We start from the raw sequence: 21254 nt of genomic DNA on the forward strand, positions 1-21254 counted from the left end.
TTGATTGACTTCACCCCCTTCGCCGCTATTGTTCACGGGATTTTTGCGAAGATGCCGTAATGAGGATGCCCACCCATGTCTTATGCTAGCCTTGAAGCCACCATTGACGCTGCTTTTGAAAGCCGTGACCAAATTAACGCCCAAACAACAGGCGATGTCCGCGACGCTGTAAATCAAGCGCTCAAACTGCTTGATAGTGGGGAACTGCGCGTAGCATCCAAGGAAAGCGGCGCGTGGGTCGTGCATCAGTGGCTCAAAAAAGCGGTGCTGCTGTCCTTCCGGTTAAACGATATGGCGATGATTGCCGGCGGCCCGGGGGAAAGCACGCACTGGTGGGACAAGGTGCCGAGCAAGTTTGAGGGGTGGTCCGCCAACACGTTTCAGGCCGCCGGGTTCCGTGCGGTGCCTGGCGCCATCGTGCGCCATTCGGCTCATATCGCTAAGGGGGCTGTGTTGATGCCGTCTTTTGTGAACCTCGGCGCCTATGTTGGTGAAGGCACCATGGTTGACACGTGGGCCACCGTTGGCTCCTGCGCGCAGATCGGCAAAAACGTGCATATCTCAGGCGGCACCGGCATTGGTGGCGTGCTTGAACCCCTGCAAGCCGGCCCCGTGATTATTGAAGACAACTGTTTCCTCGGTGCTCGTTCCGAAGTAGCGGAAGGTGTAGTTGTTGAAGAAGGCGCCGTGATTTCCATGGGTGTGTTCATTGGCGCGTCCACCAAGATTGTCGATCGGGAAACCGGCGAGGTATTCATGGGCCGCGTACCGGCCTACAGTGTTGTTGTGCCCGGCACCCTGCCCGGCAAACCGCTGGCGGACGGCGCACCGGGCCCTGGTCTCTCCTGTGCTGTCATTGTAAAAAGGGTGGATGAGCGGACACGCTCAAAAACGTCGATCAACGATCTCCTCAGGGATTAAAGCCATGCTCACCCTCGATCCTGTCAGCCTGTCGCAACATCTGATCCGCCGCGAGAGCATCACGCCTGATAAAGGTGACGCGCTTGATTTTCTTGCAGGCGCCCTCACGACCCTGGGCTTTAAATGCCATAAGCTGACATTCGAGGAAGAAGGCACCGAACCGGTTCCCAACCTTTACGCCCGGTTTGGAACGGAAGGGCCAAACTTCTGTTTCGCGGGCCACACCGATGTTGTGCCTGTGGGTGCAGCAGATCACTGGAGCGTCGCCCCATTTGCCGCGGAAGTACGCGACGGCCAACTTTTTGGCCGGGGTGCTGCGGATATGAAATCAGCGATCGCAGCATTTGTGGTTGCGGCGGAGCGCTTCCTCGCGGGTCGGGACGCACCGCCAAATGGCTCCATCTCGCTTCTTATCACGGGTGACGAAGAAGGCATGGCCATCAACGGCACCCGCAAGGTGCTGGATTGGCTGAACGAACGCGGTGAAAAGATTGACATGTGCCTTGTGGGTGAGCCTACCAACCCCACCGAGATGGGACAGATGATCAAGATCGGTCGCCGTGGCAGCCTGCACGGCGTGGTGACAGTGAAGGGCGCACAGGGCCATGTGGCTTACCCTCACCTCGCAAAAAACCCGATCCCCGACCTTGTGAAGGTGCTGGCAACCCTCGAAGGGACGCTGGACGAAGGCAACAACAGATTCCAGCCTTCCAACCTCGAGATCGTGAATATCGATGTGGGCAACGAAAGCCATAACGTGATCCCAGCTGAGGCGAAATCACGCTTCAATGTGCGCTTCAACAATGAGTTTACACCGGAAAGCCTGAAAGCTGAGTTGACCCGCCGCATGGATAGCGCAGGTGTGGGCTATGAGATTGACTGGTGGCTCTCGGGTGACAGCTTCCTCACTGAACGCGGGGACCTCTCTGATGCTGTCTCCGGCGCTGTGGAAGCGCGGCTTGGCGTCAAACCCGAGCTTTCAACAACCGGCGGCACCTCGGACGCGCGCTTTATCAAGGATATGTGCCCTGTGGTAGAGTTTGGCCTTGTTGGCGCCACGATGCACAAGGTTGATGAGCATGTCTCGGTTGCCGATATTCACGCGCTGACGGACATATATGAAGACGTGCTCAAGCGCCTGATCGGATAATAGTCCGTAATCCCACCTAAATTAATTCTAGTTTCGCGCGTATATGTGCGGGTCTATTGTCGTCTTGTGGTTCACGGAAGAACACAGGGGTGAAACCCCGCCGTCCCTACGGTTCTGCCCCAAAGGGGTCCCTGTAAAAAGTGTTACGACTTGTCGTGCACTTTTCTTCTTTGAACCCAGCTCCCCTGAGCCCCTGCCCAACAATCTCAGGCGCTCAAATAAAAGGGGCCCGCACCTCCCGCGGGCCCCTTTTTTCAATCAGTGCTGTCGGGTAGCTATTCCTCGCGCAATGTCTGGATATTTGCTTCCCAGTTTGCGCCGTCAAACTCACTGACAGTCAGCGAGTTCACGGACGTCATATCAATGCAATTGGTGTTGACCGACCAGCCATCAGGATGGCTACGCGGCACGTAAAATGCTTTCACACCACATGTTTTGCAAAAGAGATGCCTGGCCGTGCCCGTATTGAAGCGATAGTCGGTCAGGTGATCTTCCCCCGCCGTGATACGGAACTCCGCCTGTGTGGCAAAATAATGCACAAAGCCTGTCATCTTGCAGATGCTGCAGGTACAGCTTTTTGCTTCCATATCCGCCGGGGCGGTAAGCTCAAAAGAGACGGCGCCACAATGGCAGCCCCCTTTATGGGTAATTTTATCGGCCATGATACTCCACCACCTCACCAATCGCGCGCTCTGCCCGGAACACACCATCAAATTCCTTGTATATAGGCGCAAACGACCGGAAGAGGTCGCTCGTTTGATAGGCTTCAAGCGCCTGCCTGCTCTCAAAAGCATAAAGCGCCAGAAAGCCAAGCCATCCGTCTGGGGCGCAATCCTCCAGCTCTATAAGCCGGGCCCATATTACACCGGGCGCAGACGCCACCTCGGCCACATGCCCGCCTTTGAGCCAGTTGATATAGGCTTGCCCTCGCTCAGGGTCGACCCACACCTTCACCGCATATAGCGTCTCGTCCAGAACCATCCGCCTAGCTCACGTTCCCGCGGGCCTTGAGGGCCGCCGCCAGTGTGCCGTCATCAAGATAGTCAAGCTCGCCCCCCACGGGCACGCCGTGTGCAAGTGCGGTTACCTTCACACCGCTTTCAGCCAAGCGCTCCGCCAGATAGTGGCTCGTGGTCTGGCCATCCACCGTGGCGTTGAGGGCGAGGATAACCTCAGCAACATCGCCCGCAGCCGCGCGGTCCAGAAGGCTCGCGATATTCAGTTCATCCGGCCCAACACCGTCGAGCGCGGACAACGTGCCGCCAAGCACATGGTAGAGCCCCCTGAAGGTCTCGCTGCGGTCAAGCGCCCACAGGTCCGCCACATCCTCAACTACACAGATAGTTGTCCGGTCACGCCGCATGTCCTCACACACATGGCAGGGGTTGCTGGTGTCGATATTGCCGCAGGTTGCACAAATCACGATCTTGTCTGCCACCCGCATCAGGGCGTCAGCGAGCGGCACCATCACGCTATCTTTTTTCTTGAGAAGCTGAAGGGTTGAGCGCCGCGCGGACCGTGGCCCAAGCCCCGGCAATTTCGCGAGCAGCTGGATCAGCGTATCAATTTCACTACCGTGGGAGCGGGGCATCTATCAGGACCCTGAATTTTCTGACGGGAGCGGCAAACCGTTTTTGACCCCAAGACCAATGAACAGAACGAGCCCGAGATAATAAAACAGCGACACCAGCGCAAACACAAAAGCCCATACATCAAGCGGCATGTTGGTGAGCGCATCCATGAAGCGTGCACTCTCACCCTCACCCATGGTCGCAAGGGTGATTGCCACAATATTGGCGGCGGAACACAGGTAGGAAACCAAAAGGCACCCTAGCGCCAGCTTCCATTTCTCGGTGCCCTCAAGCTCACGCTCATGGTCTTTCGCGAACCGCACACCCGCAAAAAAGCCGGAAAGCAACAAAATCGCGATGCTGCCAAGCCGCCCGAAGTTGATCCCAAGGCCAAGGCTAACCCCCGTAAGCGCAAGCATGGCGCATATATACCAGACCGCGAAGGTGCCAATGGTTGGCATCAACCGCGCGGGTGTTCCAGAAGGTGTGGTGTTGTCTGCCATGGTGCTAACCTGCCCTGCCCAAATAATCTTCCATCAGCTTTTTGCGGAATTTCCGGTCGCGTTTCAAGTGCCATTCCCGGCTCATGGCCTCACCACGGGTTTTAAATTCTTCGGTATGCAGAACCACCCATGCGCGCCCACGGGTTGATTTGGCGCCTGTGCCCGCGTTGTGGGCGGCGAGCCGTGCCTCAACATCTGTTGTCCAGCCCACATAGGTGCAGGCTTTGCTGTCCTTCAGGCTACCGAGGACATAGATGAAACAGGGATATTCAAACGTATCGCTCAACCGATCAGAAAGGCATTTTGAAGCCAGGCGGCAGGTCAAGGCCGCCGGTCAGGTCTTTCATGCGCTCCTGCATGGCGTCCGCCGCTTTGGCTCGTGCCTGTGCGTGCGCTGCGACGATCAGGTCTTCCACCACTTCTTTCTCTTCGCTTGAGAACAGGCTCGGGTCGATGGTGACCGATTTCATATCACCCTTGGCAGTGAGCACCACTCGCACCATGCCTGCGCCTGCCGTGCCGTCCACTTCAACGGTATCCAGCTCCGCCTGCATGTCCCCCATTTTGGACTGCATTTCCTGCGCTTTTTTCAGCATCTCGGAAAGGTTTTTCATCGCTCAACTGCTCCAGACTTAAAAATCAAACTCGGACATCTCATCCGCATCATCGAAAGAAACACCGTCAAGCGGATCATCGGATGCGCCCAGGTCTTCATCCTCCGCCCGGCTGTCCCGCACATGGATCAGTTCCGCATCGGGGAAGGAGGCAAGAAGCGCCTTCACGATCGGTTCTGCCAACGCCTCGTCACGTCGCTTTTTATCGCGCGCGATTTCCTTGTCGCGGATCGTGCTTTCGCCCTCCGCGTCCCGTGTGATGGTGATCTGCCAGTCCACACCCGTCCACATCTTGAGGCAGGATTTCACCCGCATCATAAAATCAGGCGGGGTTTGCCGTGTGGTGCGGATGGTGATGGAACCCGGTTTATAATCCACAAGCCGCACGTGATCCTTGAGCATCACGGCGAGCGTTGGTTCCTTCTCGGCATTAAAAAGCGCAACGAGCTTCTCAAAATCCACCGGCATGGGGTGTTTGGCGTGATCATCCCCGTACGCCGCGTCGTTCTTGAATGCCAGCACCTGCGCGCTTTGCTGCGCTGTTGGCCCTTGCCCTGTTGAGGCTTGTGGTGCCTGCTGGCTTGAGATGGCGTGCACATTGCCGCCGCCCCCTGATGGCGCCGGTCCGCCCGCAGGGGCCCCGCCACCACCATTTTGCAGCTGCTTCACAAGATCAGCCGGCCCCGGCAGGTTGGCCGCATAACAAAGCCGAATGAGGACCATCTCGGCAGCCGCAATCGGGCTTGGTGCCGTACGAACCTCACCAAGGCCCTTGAGGAGCATCTGCCACGCACGGGTCAGGTGCGGCATGCTGAGCTTCTGCGCCATCTCGCCACCCTGCTTGCGCTCCGCCTCCGACACCAGCGTATCCGTGCCCGTGTCCGGCGTCACTTTAAGCCGTGTGAGCCAATGGGTAACCTCGAGAAGGTCGTTCAAGACCACAGCGGGGTCAGCGCCCGCGTCATACTGGTGGCGCAGTGTCGTCAGGCCCGTCGCCACATCGCCTTTCATCAGTTGCTCAAAAAGATCGAGCACAAGCGCACGGTCTGCAAGGCCAAGCATATCCCGGACCTGGCTTTCGGTGACTTCCCCTGCACCATGCGCGATGGCCTGATCAAGAAGTGACAGGCTATCCCGAACGGAGCCTTCGGCCGCGCGGGCGATCAATTTGAGCGCGCCATCTTCCGCCTTGCAGCCTTCTTGCTCAACCAGCTTGGCGAGATGCGCAATCAACACGTCCGCCTCAACCCGCTTGAGGTCAAAGCGCTGACAGCGGGATAGAACCGTCACCGGCAGTTTACGAATTTCCGTTGTGGCGAAGATAAACTTCACATGCTCTGGCGGTTCTTCGAGCGTTTTAAGAAGCGCGTTAAACGCATTCTTTGAGAGCATATGCACTTCATCGATGATGTAGATTTTATAGCGGGCGGATACTGGCGCATACCGCACGCTTTCGATAATCTCGCGAATATCATCAACCCCGGTGCGCGATGCCGCATCCATCTCAAGCACATCAACATGGCGGCTTTCCGCAATGGCCTTACAGTTGTCGCACGCGCCGCAAGGGCTGATGGACGGACCGTCATGTACGGTGCAATTGAGCGCTTTGGCAATAATACGGGCCGTGGTGGTTTTCCCCACACCGCGTACGCCCGTAAGTACAAAAGCGTGCGCAAGCCGGCCACTATCAATCGCGTTTGAGAGCGTGCGCACCATGGCTTCCTGACCGATAAGGCTATCGAAGTCAGACGGGCGGTATTTACGGGCCAACACCCTGTAGTTCTGTGATTGTGCCTTATCGCTCATTTTAATGTGCGTCCCCACCTATGCGCATCTTTCAGGGTCATTCTTTGTGATCATGACTAGCAGGAATGGTTACAGGGGGAAAGGCTAAAGCAGCTTTTCGGCCGCGGATAAAAATACGACACCGCAGATGACAAACGCAGCAAGATTTCCCGCGTATGTCATGCGAATTTCATGAACTATTCTGAAAAATAAAGTGAAGGGTGGGAGGGCCAAAACGACCCATGCACAACTCGTTACGGCTGCTTCCTTTCGGACCTGACCGGGTTGGCGAGCGGAATGTCCGCCGGCTCTCCCGTGGGTGTATATGGCGATTCTTGATCTGACTTGCAAGGGGAATGTGCCCGCCCTAGCTTACGGAGCATATATTAAGGGAGAAAAATGTGGCCTTAGGTACCGTAACGACAGCATTTTCAGGCAACCCGCTTAACCGGGCAGACCATCTGCGGGCGGACAGTGATATCCTGGGGTGCTGGGCCAGCCGGGATGATGCTCGATTCGTGCTTATCGCAGACGGCAAGGTTTTAACCGATGAGTTTGGTGACATTCTCTGGTTAAGCCCGTCCAAATGCCGTTTTCTCCCCTTGGGGACAAAAGTATTCCTCGGCCTTGACGGGGAAGCCCCTCGCTACGGCGCAGAGCTGAGTGCGGCGGCGGAAGAATTTGATGACATGTTCGCGCCCGGCAAGTTTCGTGAGCCGCGAGCCATTGGCCTCAAGTTCGGGCACGCACATCCAAGCCTTGGCATCATCGCACAAGCCAAATCCATGCTGTCGTGGCACGCCAGCCACCAGTTTTGTGCTAAATGCGGCGCGCCGTCCACGCTTGTGAAAGCAGGCTATGAGCGCAAGTGCGACACATGCGAGGCCAGCCACTTCCCGCGCACAGACCCGGTGGTGATCATGCTGGCCTTCCACAGTGACAAGGCACTTGTGGGCCGCGGCCATCACGTACCGCCCGGGTTTTATTCTGCCCTCGCCGGATTTATGGAACCAGGAGAAACCATTGAGGAGGCCGTCGCACGTGAGCTCTATGAAGAAGTGGGAGTGCGCACAACACGGGTTGAGTATAAAACCAGCCAACCCTGGCCCTGGCCTTCCACCCTGATGATTGGTTGTTTTGCCTGGGTTGAGGACGACAAGCTCACCATCGACGCTACCGAAATCGACGATGCCATCTGGATCACGAAGGAGCAGGCGCGCGATGTGCTCTCAGGAAAAGACGACACGTTTTTCCTGCCGCCCTTTATCGCTATCGCTCGTGACCTGATGGATATATGGCTGGCTGAAGACTAACCACCCGAGTCTCTCTTTAACATAGTATTGCATTTGCAATAGTAGGGTGTGCAGGTGCAATAATAAGCCATCACATTTCCGTTAATTAGATAGAATTACAGTATAATTTTCCTAAAACGCTGCGAAGCGCCAAGTATTCATGTTAGAGTAAACAAGTTGTTAAGATTTGTTCAGGGTCGCCCTTTAATACCAAGCCAGAACGGCACATGGAGGCGTCTATGAAAATGTCTGAACCGCAGCAGAACATGCTGAGCCACTGGACGAAGCTTTCCATGCGTGATGGAGCCCTCCCTTCCCGCGCAGACATGAGGCTTCAAGACATCGGCAGATACGCATCAAAGATCATTATTGTCGATATCAAGAATGATCCGCTCGACTTCGAATATCGTGTGATAGGGCAAGATGTCGCGGACGAGCTGGACCAGGATTATACCGGCATTCGAATATCCGAACTCCCAGGAAAGGGGCCCGGAAGTGACTTCTGGGACCATATGATCAGAACATGCGAAGAAGGTCGTCCAAACTTCTGGACGGAAGTATGCAAGCAAGCCAAGGTTGGAGAGAAAGAAGCCGGAACGCTTTATCTTCCTCTCGCGTCCGATCACAAGACACCAGACAAGGTGATGCTCGTGATCCAGTTTGGCGAAAGCAAGGTACGCCCGATCCATATTCAGCACGCACCAGAATATTACGCGTAAGTCGGCAAAAGATTGAAATCGCTGGGGGAAACCCCAGCTGTTTCAGCCCAGTGTTTTCCGGTTATACCGAGCGTTTTTTACTTGCCCCGCACCGTGTTGGGCACGCCCTTGGCGCCCGCATAAAACACCACGATTTTCACAACCTCCGAGCCACGATTGTGGCCCTGATGGGCTGTGTGCTGGGCTTCAACAAGCGTATCCCCTACGCCTATCACCTTCACTTCGCCGGTTTCATACTCAACTGTCAGTTCGCCAGACAATATATAGCCAAATGTCGGCACCGGATGGCTGTGCCAGCCGTTGCTGTCGCCCGGCGCCATGGTGATCATGATGCCTGTAATCTCGGCCGGGTCACCGTTAGGGTAAGAAATGGCGTTCCCAAGGATATCCTTATCCGCTTTCATCATCTCTTCCACACCCGCAGCAGCTGCGGGTGCGAGCATCATGGAAGCAAGGGCAAAAGCAGAGAGCGACTTCAGCATCCTATCACTCCCCGGCAAAGCGGTTCATTGCGGTCGCCATCTCAATATCCAGCGCCGTCACACCGTCTGCGTCATGGGTGGTCATTTTAACCTCCACCCGGTTATAAACATTGAACCATTCGGGGTGGTGATCCATCTTTTCAGCGAGAAGGGCAGCCCTGTTCATAAAGGCCCAGGCCTCTGAAAAATCAGCGAACTTAAACGTTTTATTGATCGCAAGCGCTTCCGCGTCATAGGCCCAGCCGCCAAGCTTCGCCAGTGCGTCAGCGCGGTCGTCATCACTCAGTTTTTGCGGTCGTGTACTCATCGCTCTTCCCCTAACAATGCCAGAAAATTCTATGCTAAAATCTCGTCCACGAGTTTTGGCACAAGCTCGCCCGCGCGTCCATGGCGGCATTCTGCAAAATCGCTAACGCCCTGGCTGGGCTCAAGGTTCACCTCAATCGTGTGGGCGTAACCAATCGCGCGAACCTCAGCCACAAACCCGGCCGCAGGATACACATGGCCACTGGTGCCGATAGAGATGAACAGGTCACAGGCCGCGAGCCGCGCCATGATCTCGTCCATCTGGAAGGGCATTTCACCAAACCATACGATATGCGGCCGGAGCGCAGGCGCCCGCCCGCAGGCCGGGCACGGTGTTACTTGCTGGCAATCCGCCTCCCAATCATGCACAGCTCTGCAGGCTTCACAGCGCACTTTCGCAAGCTCCCCATGCATGTGAATAACTGCGCGGGACCCTGCGCGTTCGTGCAGGTTATCAACGTTCTGGGTAATAACCGTGACCTCGCCTGAGAACTCATTCTCCAGCCGCGCAAGCGCCACATGGGCCGGGTTCGGTTCAATGTCACGAAGCTGGGCGCGTCTGAGGTTATAAAACCGCTGCACGAGGTTTGGGTCTCGGGCGAAGGCTTCAGGCGTGGCGACATCCTCCACCCGGTGTTCTTCCCAAAGCCCGCCGTTATCGCGGAAGGTGCGCACACCCGATTCGGCGGAGACGCCAGCACCAGTCAGCACAACAATATTTTTATACCGCACCCCAGCCGCCCCTTTCGCTTTTCCCGCCAATCGGTTACCTCTTGGGTATATGTTTAGCCGAGAAACGAGACCAAGGCCAACAGGGGTGCGCATATGGTAGTGAAAGTTTTATTTGTCTGCATGGGGAACATCTGCCGTTCACCAATGGCTGAGGGCGCCTTCCGCGCTGCAGCTGAGCAGGCCGGTCTTGCAGACAGGTTCGAGATCGACAGCGCTGGCACCATTGGCTATCACGCAGGCTCACCGCCGGACCGGCGCGCCATCGCAACCGCGAAGGAGCGCGGGATCGATATCTCCCGCCAGCGCTCCCGCAAAGTGGAAGACGCGGATTTCAGCACATTCGACTATATTCTGGTGATGGACCATGACAACCTGCGGGACGTGATGGAGCGCTGCCCGGACGAATATAAAGACCGCATCTCCCTGTTTTTGACCCATGCACCAGACATGCCGCTGGATGAAATGCCGGACCCATACCAGGGCCATATCAGCCAGTTTGACAGCTGCTATCTGGCGGCGATGGACGCGTCAGAAGGTCTGCTCGCCAAGATAAAAGCTGAGCGTTTCTAGAGGGTTACATGGCCTCACCGCTTGCAAAAAAGCTTGAAAAAGCATTGGGTTGCGGGATCAGGGGCACAAGGCCCATGCACGGCGGGGACATCGCAGACGTCTCACTGCTCACGCTCACAAACGGCACCCGCGTGGTTGCCAAACGCCCGCGCGCCGACCAGCCCGATACCACCGGCACAGAAGCCCTTATGCTTCAACACCTTAAGGTGCATTCAAGCCTTCGGGTGCCAGACGTTCTTTTCCACGCGCCAGGCATATTGGTGCTGAGCCATATCCCGCACGCAGGCGTCAAAGATGTGGCGCTTGCCTCAGAATCTGTGGCGGAAAGTGTGGCGAAACTGCACAAATGTGTGGCGGAATCCGTGTCGGATTTTGGGCATGGTGTGGCGAAAGGTGTGGCGAAACCATACGGCTTCAAACACGACACTTATATCGGCCCACTGGTGCAACAAAACGCCGCCAACGCCAGTTGGGTTTCCTTCTTTCGGGACCGGCGCCTGCTCGCCATGGCGGGCTCATGCCTGCGCACTGGCAAACTAAGCCCTGCCGATCATACCCGCATAGAAACACTCGCCGGCAAGCTTGAGAGCCTGATCCCCGATACACCACCCGCCAGCCTGCTGCACGGTGACCTGTGGGCCGGAAACATGCTGATCGACGGGGACCATGTCGCGGCCTTCATCGACCCCGCAATTTCATATGGCCATAATGAGATGGACCTCGCGTTTATCAACCTCATGGGCGGGCTCGACCCGGTATTTTTTGACGCCTACCATGAGCACCATGCCATTGAGCCCGGCTTTTTTGAGGAGCGCAAAGCCCTCTACCAACTCTGGCCGCTTCTGGTGCATGTTCGCCTTTTTGGCGGCGGCTACGTCGCACAGGTCAGCCGTATCCTGGCTGAGTTCGGCTGTTAGGCTTCCTGCGGGCCCGCCACCCCATCTTCAATCACGAAGCGTTTCAGCGTTCTGGCATCAAGCTCCGGCTTGGTCACATCATCCACAACCCGCAGGTCAGCGGTCCAGCCGTCCCTGGTCACGTCACAGAGCGTATAGCCACGATACCGTCCTTCATAGAGCTTGATATGCGGGTTTTCAGGGATGGAGGGCATATTACGTTGCCAATAGCTGTTGCCGCTGGTGATGGAGGTGGCCACAAACTCGCTGGCCACGGTTTTCGAGTTTGGGTCGTCAAAGTCCCGCTTCACATCACAAACATAGGTGGCATGCACGTCCCCGCCGATGATCACCGGGTTGGAGACATTGCGTTTTTCAAACATGTCCAGCACCCGGTCGCGGGAGGCAACATAGCCGTCCCAATATTCGCTGCCGATCAACTCACCATCCCCCGGTTTATAGTCATGCTTTGAAAACAGCATGCCCTGCGCCATCACATTCCATTTAGCACCAGCACGGCCCATGCCCCACATCAGCCATTTTTCCTGCGCTTCACCGAGGATGGACCGGGTTGGCTCGAACCGCTCTGCGCACATGCCGTCAATAAGCTGCCAACCGCCGTCATCCGGGGTTTGGCAAGGCTGGTCGGTCCGGTACTGGCGGGTATCAAGCATGTTGATCTCAAGGAGGTTGCCATAATTTGTACGGCCAAAAAGCGCTGCGTCTGCCCCAATCGGCGCCGCCGCACGCCGGAGCGGCAGATGCTCATAATAGGCTTTGTAGGCCGCCGCGCGCCGCCTCAGAAACTCGATCGGGTCCTCAAAGTTCTGGCCCTGGTCGGCAGCATAATCGTTAGCCACTTCATGGTCATCCCAGGTGAACAGCCAACTTGTGTGCGCGTGGGCCGCCTGCAGGTCCGGGTCCAGCTTATAGGTTGCGTGCAGCGCGCGGTAATCATCAAGCGTGACGGCATTGCCCACCGGCACACGCCGGTGCGCCGCACCATAGGATTGCTCGTAAATATAATCCCCGAGATGGACGATCAGCTCCACATCTTCCGCCACCATGTCGCGGTAAGCCTTGAAATAGCCCTCGGTAAAATTCTGGCAGGAGCAGAAAGCAAACTTCATGCGCTCAAGCGGCGCCATGATCGCGGGTGTGGTGCGCGCCCGCCCCACCAAGCTGACCTCATCGCCTGCATGGAAGCGGTAAAAATACGGCCTGCCCGGCAGAAGGCCCACCACGTCCACATGCACCGCATGGGCGTTTTCGGCATGCGCCACCACTGCGCCTTTTTGCACAACGCGGGTGAAGGCTTCGTCCTCAGCGATCTCATAGGCCACGGGCACCGGGTCCGGCCCTACTGCCCTGTGGTCCAGGGGGTCTGGCGCCAGCCGGGTCCAGATCACAAAACCCGTGGGCATGGCATCACCAGACGCAACCCCAAGCGTGAAGGGGTAGGAGATAAAACGAGGTTTGCCGGTGATCCAGGCCGGTGTCGCCAGAAGCGGCGCCGAGAAAGCCGCAAAGCCCAGCATGCTGGCCGTCCGCATAAACTGTCGCCGTGAAAAATCGCTCATCCTCACCCCCATACTTCATGCCCAGAAAGAGCCAATACCTGTCGGTTATCCGCTTTATATCACAGCATAATGACACGTGAGGCAAACACCTGCGACAATAACGCACTTGTTGCACACCGGTGGACCGGCTAAAGCGCACACCATGACCCGCTTCAGGAAATCATCCAGCTTTGTGACCGACATCGCGCTTTTTGCGGTGCTGGCCCAACTTTGGCTTGCGCTTTCCTGCTGCGTGAGCCAGCCCGCGGGCGAACACGCCGTCTTTGGCGGTGACACCTGGTGTTCGATTGATAACCTGAGCACCAGCCAGCCGGGCGAACATGCGGCGCATGAGTGCGACTGCGTGATGATGGGTACACCGGTCATCGCTGAACCGGTAACCACAAACCTGCTGCTGCCCAGAACGCCTGAGCCCACCAGCACAGTAGTTGCCGAGCATCCACCCCTTAAAGGCCTACTGCACCACGGCACCATTGGCAGCCGTGCACCGCCCGTCCCCCTCCAAACCGCATAAACCCGATGTATCGGCGCGCATGGCCGCGCCACCCTGTTTTGGAGGAAACCCATGTATTCCCATTTTAAAGGCGCGTGCTCTGTCGCGGCGCTTATGCTCTCTATGCCCGCTGTTGCGGCAACCGCTACCACAGACGACGTGGAAACCATTATTGTCACCGCCAAACGCGGGGAGGGTGAACCCCCCGTGATTGCCGAAAACCGTGAGCGCCTCGCCCGCACACCGGGGGCCGTCGCCCTTGTTGCTGTTGAAGCTTATGAGGATCGCACCGCGCAAGGCTTCGCTGACATGCTGCGGGATGTGCCCGGCGTAATAGCGCAAAAACGCTACGGTGAAGAATCCCGCCTCTCCATCCGTGGTTCAGGTATCGGGCAATCCTACCACCAGCGCGGGGTTATGTTCGCGCAAGACGGTGTGCCGTTCGCGGACGCTGACGGTTTTTCCGATTTCCAGAAAATTGACCCGCTCGCTGCCCGGTATATTGAGGTCTATAAAGGCGGCAATGCGCTGCGGTTCGGGGGCGCACAACTTGGCGGGGCCATCAACCTCGTAACGCCCACGGGCCACACAGCGCAGTCGAACTATATGCTGCGGCTTGAGGGTGGCTCGTTTGATACCCTCAGGGGCGGTGCCGCTGTTGCCAAAGTGATGGGTGACTTTGATGTTTACGCGTCCGTGAACGCCCTGCAATCAGATGGCTTCAGGGAGTGGGCGGAGCAGGATCAAATTCGCGCCACCGTCAACATGGGCTACAGCTTTGGCGAGGACCGGGAAGTCCGCCTGATCGCCTATGGTGCTGATATCGACCAGAATGTACCCGGCTCGCTTGACCTCACCACCGCGCTTGATGCACCAGAGACCTCAACCGACGCAGTTAAAAACGGCAAGTGGGCGCGGGATCAACGCCTCGGTCGGCTGAGCCTGCAAACCCGTTGGCGCTTCAACGAAAACCTGTTGTTTGAAGGGGGGCTTTACGCCACTACCACGGACCTGCACCACCCGATCCCGATCGTGATTGACCAACAGTCTGACACCCAGGGCGCCTTCGGCCGGTTTGATTGGGCGGGCGACGTGGCGGGCCATAAAACAGATATCTTCTGGGGTGTTTCCTACCGTCAGGGGCAACTTGATCAACAACTCTACAGCAACATTGGTGGTGAAAGTGGTTTCCAGTTCGGGGATAGCCGCCACAAGGCAATCGGCCTTGATGTTTTTGCGGAGGCCCGTTTCTTTGCTACCGATACTTTGGCACTGGTTGCCGGGGCGTCCTACGGGCGCGCCACGCGGGACTATAACAATCACCTCGCACCCGCCAATGACGCGGAAAAAACCTTTGACTGGTTCGCGCCGCGCGTTGGCCTTTTGTGGGAAAATAAGAACGGCACGCAGGTTTACGCCAACATGACCCGGTCTGTTGAGCCGCCGCATTTTGGCGCGCTGGTGCAGGCGCCCTACCCCGGTTTTGTGCCCAACAAACCGCAGGAGGCTATAAGTGCAGAAGTTGGCACCCGTGGCCGCGCAGATAGCCTCATCTGGGATATCACGCTCTATCAGGCCTGGCTTCAGCATGAGCTGCTCTCATTCGCGAACACCTTTGGCTTGCCAAGTGCGGTTGCTGGCGCGGACGATACCGTGCACCGCGGCATTGAAGCAGCGTTTGACTGGCAGATAGTTGAGGAAGGTTTCATGGGCGGCGGGCTGACTGCGCGGCTTGGTTACACCTATTCGGACTTCAAGTTCAGGGATGATGCCACCTATGGCGACAACCGCCTGCCTGTGGTGCCCAAACACCAGATCCAGATCGGGCTGCGGTACGAAAACACTGCCGGGTTTTTCCTGGGCCCCAATGTGGAATGGCGGCCGGGCGATACCTTCGTGGATTATGCCAATACCATGAAGGCACCGGGCTATGCGGTCTTGTCAGTGAACGCAGGCGTTGAAGTGCGTGAGGGTGTCACCCTCTTTATTGATGCCCGCAACTTAACCGACAAAGCCTATGTGCCCGAGTTTGGCGCCATCAATGACGCGGGTGCGGCGGGGGCAAACCTGGCCGTATTTTACCCAGGTGAAGGCCGCGCCATTTATGGCGGCATCACCTACCGCTTTTAAGGGAGAGAGATGATGAAAAAGATGATCACCGCCCTTGTCCTTGGTGCCTCTGCTATGACTGTACCTGTGAAAGCGCATGTGGTGCTAAGTGAAACCGAAGCCAAACCGGGGGCGTATTTTTTCACCTTCCTGCGTGTTGGGCACGGCTGCGATGGCGAGGCAACCGAAAGCCTGACCGTTGACATCCCCACCGGCATCTATAGCGCCAAACCGCAACCCAAGGCGGGCTGGGATGTAGAAATTATCAGGGAAGACCTGCCCGCACCTGTGGTTGGCCCGCACGGTAAAATGCTCACGGACCGTGTGGCGCGCGTGCGTTGGAGCGGTGGTTCGCTGCCTGACACGATGGTGGACCAGTTCGGGCTTTTGGTGAAATTGCCGATGAGTTCAGGCCCGCTTTATTTCCCGACCGCGCAAAGCTGCGCGCATGGTGAAAAAAGATGGACCATGATCCCGCCCGAGGGGGCCGCGTGGGGCAGCGTGCCCACGCCTGCGCCGGTGGTGTACCTGAAAAGCGATGAGGGTTCACAAGCGCCGCATCACTAGGCGTTAACGCCCGCTGCCATGCTGGAAGTATCCGGCATGGCAGCATCTTCAGTAAGCGGGCTCCAGCGTCCAGCCAAACTCACGCGCCATGTCAAACGTGCTGTAGCTGTCTTCCACGTCAGGTTCGCTTTCAAGCGCGCGGCCAAAGCGGCTTTCCACCGTGTAGTAAGAGCCTTCATGCGTGCGCTGGCTTGAGAACAGCGTGAAATGCTGCACCGTCTCAACGGGTGTGTGAAGCATCTCGCCTTGCAGCAGCCAGTCCCCGACCCTCGCCTGTGCCCCGCGCCTGAACCGCGCGAGCGTGACATGCGGTTTATATTTCCGCCGCTCCACATCAACATCAACACGGTCCAGTGCGTTCAGCACCTTCTCGTGCAAATGCATCAGCGGTGCCTTGTCTTCAACACCGGCCCACAGGCATTTGGGCTGTTTGGGTTTGCCAAAAAGACCCACGCTTTTGAGCGCAAGGTCAAACGGCGTGAAAGAGATGCGCGAAAGCTCGCCTTCAATTTCACGGAAGGTCTTCTTCGGCACATCGCCGATAAATGCAAGGGTTAGGTGAAGCTGGTCATCCCGTTGCCAGTGTGCGCCTTCAACGCCGCCGCGTACATGAGAAAGCGCGTCCCTGATACTTTCCGGAATTTCCAGGCCGACGAATAAACGCACCATGGCCTGCCTCCTTCGATCAAGATATCGGGCTCAAAATGGCCCGACATACTAATGCTAGCGTAAAAATCGCCGGAGGGGAATCGTCAACGTGCCTGAATTTTTTGTGACAGTGCCAAAAATCTGGTCAGCCGAGCCTATGAAACTTTAGAAACCAAGCACCTCAAGAACCACGGGGCCGATCTTTTCCACAATGATTTTAACACCTTCTGCCGTGGGGTGCATGCCGTCTGACTGGTTCAGGCTGGCGTCTGCTGCCACACCGTCAAGGAAGAAGGGATAAAGCGGAAAACCGTATTTTTCTGCTGTCTCAGGAAAAATGGGGTTGAAAACCGCCGCATAATCCGCCCCAAGATTTGGCGGTGCCATCATACCCGCGATCAACACCGGGATATCCCGTTCCGCCAGCGTAGCCGCCATGGCATCGATATTTTCAGCCGTGATATGCGGGTCAATGCCGCGCAGGCCATCGTTTGCGCCCAGCTCTAAAATCACCAGATCGGGCCTGCCGTCCTTCACCGGCGCGAGGCCCCATTCAAGCCGCGCGCGACCGCCGGATGATGTATCGCCCGACACACCGGCATTGATCACCTCAATCGCCACCTCGGCGTTTTCATTGAGCCAGACCTCAAGCTGCTCGGTGAAGCCTTCACCGGGCGCAAGGCCATAACCCGCCGTCAAGCTGTCACCGAAGGCCAGAATTTGCACCACGTCACCCTCATCTGCCTTCACGGTGGTGGCTGAGATTTGCAGGCCAAAACCGAATATTGTCAGTAAAGCTAAACACCGCGCAAAAAATGCGCTAATAACTTTATTTATGGGGCGGTGATTGACCATCATAGGTCCAGCTCCTAGCTATATACGTATAAAATCACGGCAAACCGTGAATATAAAACAACAAAATACCGGATCAATGTATCTGGCAGCGAAGGAAGACTATTTCAATGGCTGATAACAAAGCAATCATCCAGCTTGAGAATGTTGCGCTCACGCTTGAAAGCGGTGCGGGCCCTGTAAACATCCTTAAATCTATCTCATTCGGCATTAAAGCGGGCGAAAGTGTTGGCATTGTGGGCCCATCTGGCAGCGGCAAGTCATCGCTTATGAGCCTGATGACCGGGCTTGAGCAAGCCACAGGCGGCAGCGTGACGGTGGATGGCCTCAAGCTTGAGGGTGCCGACGAAGACACACTGGCGCGCCACAGGCTGAGCCGTGTGGGTATCGTGATGCAGGCGTTTCACCTTATCCCAACCATGACAGCGCTTGAGAATGTGGCCGTGCCGCTTGAGCTTGCTGGCGTGAACGATGCGTTTGACCGCGCCGCGCGTGAGCTGGAGGCCGTTGGCCTCGCCCACCGTATGGAACATTACCCCGCACAGCTTTCAGGCGGCGAACAGCAGCGTGTGGCCCTTGCCCGTGCGCTTGCGCCCGAGCCTGCGATCCTGTTTGGGGATGAGCCCACTGGTAATCTGGACGGAAAAACCGGCCGCGCGATCATTGACCTGATTTTTGATCTGTCGGAACAGCGCGGCTCAACGCTTGTGCTTGTAACCCACGACCCGGCGCTGGCGGACCGCTGCGACCGTGTGATCTCCATGTCTGACGGCGATATCGTTGACGACACGGGCGATACCAAGTCTGTCCAGATTGAGGACGCGCCCACGAGCAAAGTAAAGGGCAGCAAATGATCACGCGCAGCCCGGCCCTGCCAGTGGCCCTAAGGCTGGCACTGAGGGAGCTGCGTGGCGGCCTCTCAGGCTTCAGAATTTTCATGGCATGCCTGATTTTGGGCGTAACCGCCATTGCGGCCATTGGCTCGCTCACCCGCGCTATTACCGAGGGCATGGAACGCGAAGGCCAATCCATCCTTGGTGGTGATATAGAGATCAATATTTTCCAGCGACAGGCAGGGCCTGAACTGCTGGAATGGGTAGACGGCAAAGGCACGCTTTCCGTATCCGCACGGCTGCGGACGATGGCACGTTTTGAGGACGGCGGCACATCCACCCTTGTGGAACTGCGCGCTGTTGACGGGCTTTACCCGCTTTACGGCAAGTTTGAGACCACCCCACAGCTTGATAATAACGCGCTGTTTGAAGAACGCGCGGGCCGCTGGGGTGCTGCGATCGACCCGATGCTGGCCGAAAGGCTTGGGGTAAAACTGGGTGACACCCTCACTTTTGGCGAAGTGAAAGCCGATATCCGCGCTTTTATTGACCGTGAGCCAGACAAGGCCAACCTGGGTTTCCAGCTTGGGCCAACGGTGATGATCCGCCACAAGGCGCTTGACGCCACCGGGCTTGTCACCACCGGCAGCCTGATCAATCACTACTATAAGATCCGCCTCAATGAGGGGCTTGATGTCAAAGCCATGCGCGAAGACCTCAAAGAAGCTTTCCCGGATGAGAACTGGCGCGTGCGTGACCGGTCTACGAGTGCGCCGGGCCTCCGCCGCTTCATTGACCAGATGGGCATGTTCCTCACCCTTGTGGGGGTGTCTGCGCTTGTGGTTGGCGGTGTCGGTGTTGGCAACGCGGTCAAAGGCTATATGGACCGCAAAACCCGCACTATCGCCACACTGAAGATTTTGGGTGCAGACGGTTCGGTCGTTTTCAAGACCTACTTCTTCCAGGTTCTGTTGATGGGGCTTGTTGCCATTGTGATCGGCATGATTGTTGGTGCAATGCTGCCGAGCGTTCTCGCGATGTTTTTGCCCGACACCTTGCCTGTGAAACCAGACGGTGGCGTGTACCCGCTCGCGCTCGCACTGTCGGCCCTATATGGCCTCATGATCACAGTGGCCTTCACCGTGTGGCCGCTTGGCAAAGCGCGAGACCTGCCGGCTGTTCGCCTGTTCCGTGCGCTTGTTGCCCCTGAAAGCCGTTGGCCGCGCATGATCTATCTCGCCACCATTTTTGGGGCAGGCATGATTGTTGTGCTGCTGGCCGTTGGCATGTCGGACAACCGCATTCTGGCCGCAGGCTTTATGGTAGGCGCGGGCATCACGCTCTTTATCCTGCGGGGTATCAGTTGGCTGATTGAACGCGGTGCCGCGAAAGCCCCACGGTCCAAAAACGCGCTACGCCGTATGGCGATTGCGAACCTGCACCGCCCAGGTGCCGCCACGGGGGCAGTTGTGTTGTCCCTCGGCCTTGGGCTTACGCTTTTTGCGTCCCTCGCGCTCATTGAAGGCAACCTTGAAGCACGGCTCACTGAACAGGTGCCTGATGAAGCACCGGCTTTCTTCATGTTAGATATTCAATCTGCCCAGCTTGAGGATTTTGAAGCAACGGCGCGCGGCGTTGGCGGTGTTGAAGAGCTGGTGACGGTTCCCAACCTGCGGGGCCGGGTGACCAAACTAAACGGCGTGAATGCTGCAGATGTTGAGATCAACCCCGAGGTCCGCTGGGTACTGCGGGGTGACCGTGGTTTGAGCTATATGCCAGAGCTCAACAAGGGTAGCCGTGTTGTTGAGGGTGAGTGGTGGCCCACTGACTATAGCGGCGAACCTGAAGTCAGCCTCGGCAAGGAAGTCGCCGATGGCCTTGGCCTTAAAATTGGTGACACCATCAGCGTTTCCGTGCTGGGCCGGGAGATCACCGCAACGGTACGCAGCCTGCGGGAGATTGACTGGGGCACCTTTGGCTTCAACTTCGTGATCCTTTTTGACCCCTATACGCTCAAAGCTGCGCCGCATACCTATATGGCAACGCTGAAAGCGGGGGGCGACGCGGAGGTGGCTGCCCACAAGGTGATCACCAACAAGTTCCCCGGCGTGACCGCCGTGCGCATGAAAGAAGTGCTTTCAAGCGTAAACGTGATGATGGAACAGATTGGTATTGCGGTGCGCGCCACAGCGGCCGTTGCGATCATCGCAGGCATCCTGGTGCTTGCGGGCGCCATTGCCGCAGGCTTCCGCCAGCGGGTTTACGAATCGGTCATCCTGAAGGTTGTGGGTGCTGTGCGCAGGCAGATACTAAGTGCCTATCTTCTTGAATATGCGCTGATCGGCCTGATCACCGCCACAGTCGCGCTCGCGCTCGGCTCCCTTGCCGGTTGGCTGGTGGTGGAACAGGTTATGGAGATGGAGTTTACCTTCCTGCCGTGGCCCATGATCTTTACGGTCACTGTCAGCCTTTTCATCACGGTGCTGTTTGGGCTTGGCTCCAGCTTCCGGGCATTAGCCGCGAAACCCAATCAAGTGCTGAGAACCGAATAGCCGCACATAAAATCGGCGTTATACCCTACCGATTGCAGTTGAAAGCGTGGGGTATAATCGCCATATTAGGCTCAAAGTA

At 57.2% G+C, this 21254-nt stretch carries 24 protein-coding genes and 1 other RNA gene; 11 read left to right on the top strand and 14 right to left on the bottom strand.

Annotated elements, in window-relative coordinates:
* The first annotated feature begins 75 nt into the window (after positions 1-75).
* Positions 76-921, top strand: coding sequence for a 2,3,4,5-tetrahydropyridine-2,6-dicarboxylate N-succinyltransferase (gene dapD, locus ACN0XZ_RS01695; RefSeq protein WP_417455976.1), 846 nt, complete (start codon positions 76-78; stop codon positions 919-921).
* A gap of 4 nt (positions 922-925) precedes the next feature.
* Positions 926-2071, top strand: a complete 1146-nt coding sequence (gene dapE, locus ACN0XZ_RS01700) for a succinyl-diaminopimelate desuccinylase (protein WP_417455977.1) — start codon at positions 926-928, stop codon at positions 2069-2071.
* 275 nt (positions 2072-2346) lie between these two features.
* Here the strand turns inward: dapE and ACN0XZ_RS01705 are convergent, their stop codons facing one another.
* The 8 genes from ACN0XZ_RS01705 to ffs all read right to left on the bottom strand — a co-directional run bounded on the left by ACN0XZ_RS01705 (position 2347) and on the right by ffs (position 6860).
* Entirely contained in the window at positions 2347-2733 is a 387-nt protein-coding gene (locus ACN0XZ_RS01705; protein ID WP_417455978.1) for a GFA family protein, read from the bottom strand.
* Positions 2723-3052 carry a DUF4286 family protein gene (locus tag ACN0XZ_RS01710; protein WP_417455979.1) on the bottom strand — a complete coding sequence of 110 codons (330 nt, stop codon included), beginning with the start codon at positions 3050-3052 and terminating at the stop codon, positions 2723-2725. The genes ACN0XZ_RS01705 and ACN0XZ_RS01710 overlap by 11 nt, the downstream gene beginning before the upstream one ends.
* A gap of 4 nt (positions 3053-3056) precedes the next feature.
* Positions 3057-3662: a recombination mediator RecR gene (gene recR, locus ACN0XZ_RS01715; protein ID WP_417455980.1), complete on the bottom strand. Its 606-nt coding sequence runs from the start codon at positions 3660-3662 to the stop codon at positions 3057-3059.
* 3 nt (positions 3663-3665) lie between these two features.
* A complete protein-coding gene (locus ACN0XZ_RS01720; RefSeq protein ID WP_417455981.1) occupies positions 3666-4145 on the bottom strand; it encodes an ABZJ_00895 family protein in 480 nt (159 codons plus the stop codon).
* Positions 4146-4149: 4 nt separating this feature from the next.
* Positions 4150-4431: a GIY-YIG nuclease family protein gene (locus ACN0XZ_RS01725; RefSeq protein ID WP_417455982.1), complete on the bottom strand. Its 282-nt coding sequence runs from the start codon at positions 4429-4431 to the stop codon at positions 4150-4152.
* Between the two features lie 4 nt (positions 4432-4435).
* Positions 4436-4759, bottom strand: a complete 324-nt coding sequence (locus ACN0XZ_RS01730) for a YbaB/EbfC family nucleoid-associated protein (RefSeq protein WP_417455983.1) — start codon at positions 4757-4759, stop codon at positions 4436-4438.
* Positions 4760-4777: 18 nt separating this feature from the next.
* Positions 4778-6565 carry a DNA polymerase III subunit gamma/tau gene (locus ACN0XZ_RS01735; RefSeq protein WP_417455984.1) on the bottom strand — a complete coding sequence of 596 codons (1788 nt, stop codon included), beginning with the start codon at positions 6563-6565 and terminating at the stop codon, positions 4778-4780.
* A 198-nt stretch (positions 6566-6763) separates the two neighbouring features.
* Positions 6764-6860, bottom strand: an RNA gene (ffs, locus tag ACN0XZ_RS01740) — signal recognition particle sRNA small type.
* 85 nt (positions 6861-6945) lie between these two features.
* Between ffs and nudC the strand changes: the two genes are divergently transcribed.
* Both nudC and ACN0XZ_RS01750 read left to right on the top strand, forming a co-directional pair.
* A complete protein-coding gene (gene nudC, locus ACN0XZ_RS01745; protein WP_417455985.1) occupies positions 6946-7857 on the top strand; it encodes an NAD(+) diphosphatase in 912 nt (303 codons plus the stop codon).
* 218 nt (positions 7858-8075) lie between these two features.
* Positions 8076-8555, top strand: coding sequence for a hypothetical protein (locus ACN0XZ_RS01750; RefSeq protein WP_417455986.1), 480 nt, complete (start codon positions 8076-8078; stop codon positions 8553-8555).
* 77 nt (positions 8556-8632) lie between these two features.
* Here the strand turns inward: ACN0XZ_RS01750 and ACN0XZ_RS01755 are convergent, their stop codons facing one another.
* Genes ACN0XZ_RS01755 through cobB form a run of 3 tightly spaced genes read right to left on the bottom strand, consistent with a single transcriptional unit; the run spans position 8633 to position 10075 of the window.
* Positions 8633-9037, bottom strand: coding sequence for a cupin domain-containing protein (locus ACN0XZ_RS01755; RefSeq protein WP_417455987.1), 405 nt, complete (start codon positions 9035-9037; stop codon positions 8633-8635).
* 4 nt (positions 9038-9041) lie between these two features.
* Positions 9042-9344 (bottom strand): 4a-hydroxytetrahydrobiopterin dehydratase, encoded by a 303-nt coding sequence (locus tag ACN0XZ_RS01760; protein ID WP_417455988.1) that lies wholly within the window; start codon positions 9342-9344, stop codon positions 9042-9044.
* A 29-nt stretch (positions 9345-9373) separates the two neighbouring features.
* On the bottom strand, positions 9374-10075 hold the full coding sequence (cobB, locus tag ACN0XZ_RS01765) for a Sir2 family NAD+-dependent deacetylase (protein WP_417455989.1): 702 nt from the start codon (positions 10073-10075) through the stop codon (positions 9374-9376).
* 93 nt (positions 10076-10168) lie between these two features.
* On the opposite strand from cobB, the gene ACN0XZ_RS01770 reads away from it, so the two are divergent.
* Both ACN0XZ_RS01770 and ACN0XZ_RS01775 read left to right on the top strand, forming a co-directional pair.
* Positions 10169-10645 carry a low molecular weight protein-tyrosine-phosphatase gene (locus ACN0XZ_RS01770; RefSeq protein WP_417455990.1) on the top strand — a complete coding sequence of 159 codons (477 nt, stop codon included), beginning with the start codon at positions 10169-10171 and terminating at the stop codon, positions 10643-10645.
* Between the two features lie 8 nt (positions 10646-10653).
* Positions 10654-11562, top strand: coding sequence for a fructosamine kinase family protein (locus tag ACN0XZ_RS01775; protein ID WP_417455991.1), 909 nt, complete (start codon positions 10654-10656; stop codon positions 11560-11562).
* Here the strand turns inward: ACN0XZ_RS01775 and ACN0XZ_RS01780 are convergent.
* Positions 11559-13121 carry an alkaline phosphatase D family protein gene (locus ACN0XZ_RS01780; RefSeq protein WP_417455992.1) on the bottom strand — a complete coding sequence of 521 codons (1563 nt, stop codon included), beginning with the start codon at positions 13119-13121 and terminating at the stop codon, positions 11559-11561. The two genes, ACN0XZ_RS01775 and ACN0XZ_RS01780, sit on opposite strands and share 4 nt — an antisense overlap.
* Positions 13122-13263: 142 nt before the next feature.
* On the opposite strand from ACN0XZ_RS01780, the gene ACN0XZ_RS01785 reads away from it, so the two are divergent.
* The 3 genes from ACN0XZ_RS01785 to ACN0XZ_RS01795 are packed head-to-tail and all read left to right on the top strand — an operon-like array spanning position 13264 to position 16290.
* Positions 13264-13635, top strand: a complete 372-nt coding sequence (locus tag ACN0XZ_RS01785; protein ID WP_417455993.1) for a hypothetical protein — start codon at positions 13264-13266, stop codon at positions 13633-13635.
* A 51-nt stretch (positions 13636-13686) separates the two neighbouring features.
* Entirely contained in the window at positions 13687-15744 is a 2058-nt protein-coding gene (locus ACN0XZ_RS01790; protein ID WP_417455994.1) for a TonB-dependent receptor family protein, read from the top strand.
* A 12-nt stretch (positions 15745-15756) separates the two neighbouring features.
* Positions 15757-16290: a YcnI family protein gene (locus ACN0XZ_RS01795; protein WP_417455995.1), complete on the top strand. Its 534-nt coding sequence runs from the start codon at positions 15757-15759 to the stop codon at positions 16288-16290.
* A gap of 48 nt (positions 16291-16338) precedes the next feature.
* On the opposite strand, the gene thpR is transcribed toward ACN0XZ_RS01795, so the two are convergent.
* Both thpR and ACN0XZ_RS01805 read right to left on the bottom strand, forming a co-directional pair.
* Positions 16339-16959: an RNA 2',3'-cyclic phosphodiesterase gene (thpR, locus tag ACN0XZ_RS01800; RefSeq protein ID WP_417455996.1), complete on the bottom strand. Its 621-nt coding sequence runs from the start codon at positions 16957-16959 to the stop codon at positions 16339-16341.
* Positions 16960-17103: 144 nt separating this feature from the next.
* Positions 17104-17796: an arylesterase gene (locus ACN0XZ_RS01805; RefSeq protein ID WP_417455997.1), complete on the bottom strand. Its 693-nt coding sequence runs from the start codon at positions 17794-17796 to the stop codon at positions 17104-17106.
* Between the two features lie 104 nt (positions 17797-17900).
* On the opposite strand from ACN0XZ_RS01805, the gene ACN0XZ_RS01810 reads away from it, so the two are divergent.
* Both ACN0XZ_RS01810 and ACN0XZ_RS01815 read left to right on the top strand, forming a co-directional pair.
* Positions 17901-18644 carry an ABC transporter ATP-binding protein gene (locus ACN0XZ_RS01810; protein WP_417455998.1) on the top strand — a complete coding sequence of 248 codons (744 nt, stop codon included), beginning with the start codon at positions 17901-17903 and terminating at the stop codon, positions 18642-18644.
* Entirely contained in the window at positions 18641-21175 is a 2535-nt protein-coding gene (locus ACN0XZ_RS01815) for an ABC transporter permease (RefSeq protein WP_417455999.1), read from the top strand. Before ACN0XZ_RS01810 ends, ACN0XZ_RS01815 begins: the two co-directional genes overlap by 4 nt.
* The last annotated feature ends 79 nt before the right edge of the window (positions 21176-21254 follow it).

Source organism: Kordiimonas sp., assembly GCF_048264555.1.
In the GTDB taxonomy this organism is placed as follows: Bacteria; Pseudomonadota; Alphaproteobacteria; order Sphingomonadales; family Kordiimonadaceae; genus Kordiimonas.

Excerpts from the sequence above, each read along its gene's own strand:
- dapD (WP_417455976.1), top strand. The coding sequence starts at position 76 with ATGTCTTATGCTAGCCTTGAAGCCACCATTGACGCTGCTTTTGAAAGC.
- dapE (WP_417455977.1), top strand. The coding sequence starts at position 926 with ATGCTCACCCTCGATCCTGTCAGCCTGTCGCAACATCTGATCCGCCGC.
- ACN0XZ_RS01705 (WP_417455978.1), bottom strand. The coding sequence starts at position 2,733 with ATGGCCGATAAAATTACCCATAAAGGGGGCTGCCATTGTGGCGCCGTC.
- ACN0XZ_RS01710 (WP_417455979.1), bottom strand. The coding sequence starts at position 3,052 with ATGGTTCTGGACGAGACGCTATATGCGGTGAAGGTGTGGGTCGACCCT.
- recR (WP_417455980.1), bottom strand. The coding sequence starts at position 3,662 with ATGCCCCGCTCCCACGGTAGTGAAATTGATACGCTGATCCAGCTGCTC.
- ACN0XZ_RS01720 (WP_417455981.1), bottom strand. The coding sequence starts at position 4,145 with ATGGCAGACAACACCACACCTTCTGGAACACCCGCGCGGTTGATGCCA.
- ACN0XZ_RS01730 (WP_417455983.1), bottom strand. The coding sequence starts at position 4,759 with ATGAAAAACCTTTCCGAGATGCTGAAAAAAGCGCAGGAAATGCAGTCC.
- ACN0XZ_RS01735 (WP_417455984.1), bottom strand. The coding sequence starts at position 6,565 with ATGAGCGATAAGGCACAATCACAGAACTACAGGGTGTTGGCCCGTAAA.
- ACN0XZ_RS01750 (WP_417455986.1), top strand. The coding sequence starts at position 8,076 with ATGAAAATGTCTGAACCGCAGCAGAACATGCTGAGCCACTGGACGAAG.
- ACN0XZ_RS01755 (WP_417455987.1), bottom strand. The coding sequence starts at position 9,037 with ATGCTGAAGTCGCTCTCTGCTTTTGCCCTTGCTTCCATGATGCTCGCA.
- ACN0XZ_RS01760 (WP_417455988.1), bottom strand. The coding sequence starts at position 9,344 with ATGAGTACACGACCGCAAAAACTGAGTGATGACGACCGCGCTGACGCA.
- ACN0XZ_RS01770 (WP_417455990.1), top strand. The coding sequence starts at position 10,169 with ATGGTAGTGAAAGTTTTATTTGTCTGCATGGGGAACATCTGCCGTTCA.
- ACN0XZ_RS01775 (WP_417455991.1), top strand. The coding sequence starts at position 10,654 with ATGGCCTCACCGCTTGCAAAAAAGCTTGAAAAAGCATTGGGTTGCGGG.
- ACN0XZ_RS01780 (WP_417455992.1), bottom strand. The coding sequence starts at position 13,121 with ATGAGCGATTTTTCACGGCGACAGTTTATGCGGACGGCCAGCATGCTG.
- ACN0XZ_RS01785 (WP_417455993.1), top strand. The coding sequence starts at position 13,264 with ATGACCCGCTTCAGGAAATCATCCAGCTTTGTGACCGACATCGCGCTT.
- ACN0XZ_RS01790 (WP_417455994.1), top strand. The coding sequence starts at position 13,687 with ATGTATTCCCATTTTAAAGGCGCGTGCTCTGTCGCGGCGCTTATGCTC.
- ACN0XZ_RS01795 (WP_417455995.1), top strand. The coding sequence starts at position 15,757 with ATGAAAAAGATGATCACCGCCCTTGTCCTTGGTGCCTCTGCTATGACT.
- thpR (WP_417455996.1), bottom strand. The coding sequence starts at position 16,959 with ATGGTGCGTTTATTCGTCGGCCTGGAAATTCCGGAAAGTATCAGGGAC.
- ACN0XZ_RS01805 (WP_417455997.1), bottom strand. The coding sequence starts at position 17,796 with ATGATGGTCAATCACCGCCCCATAAATAAAGTTATTAGCGCATTTTTT.
- ACN0XZ_RS01810 (WP_417455998.1), top strand. The coding sequence starts at position 17,901 with ATGGCTGATAACAAAGCAATCATCCAGCTTGAGAATGTTGCGCTCACG.
- ACN0XZ_RS01815 (WP_417455999.1), top strand. The coding sequence starts at position 18,641 with ATGATCACGCGCAGCCCGGCCCTGCCAGTGGCCCTAAGGCTGGCACTG.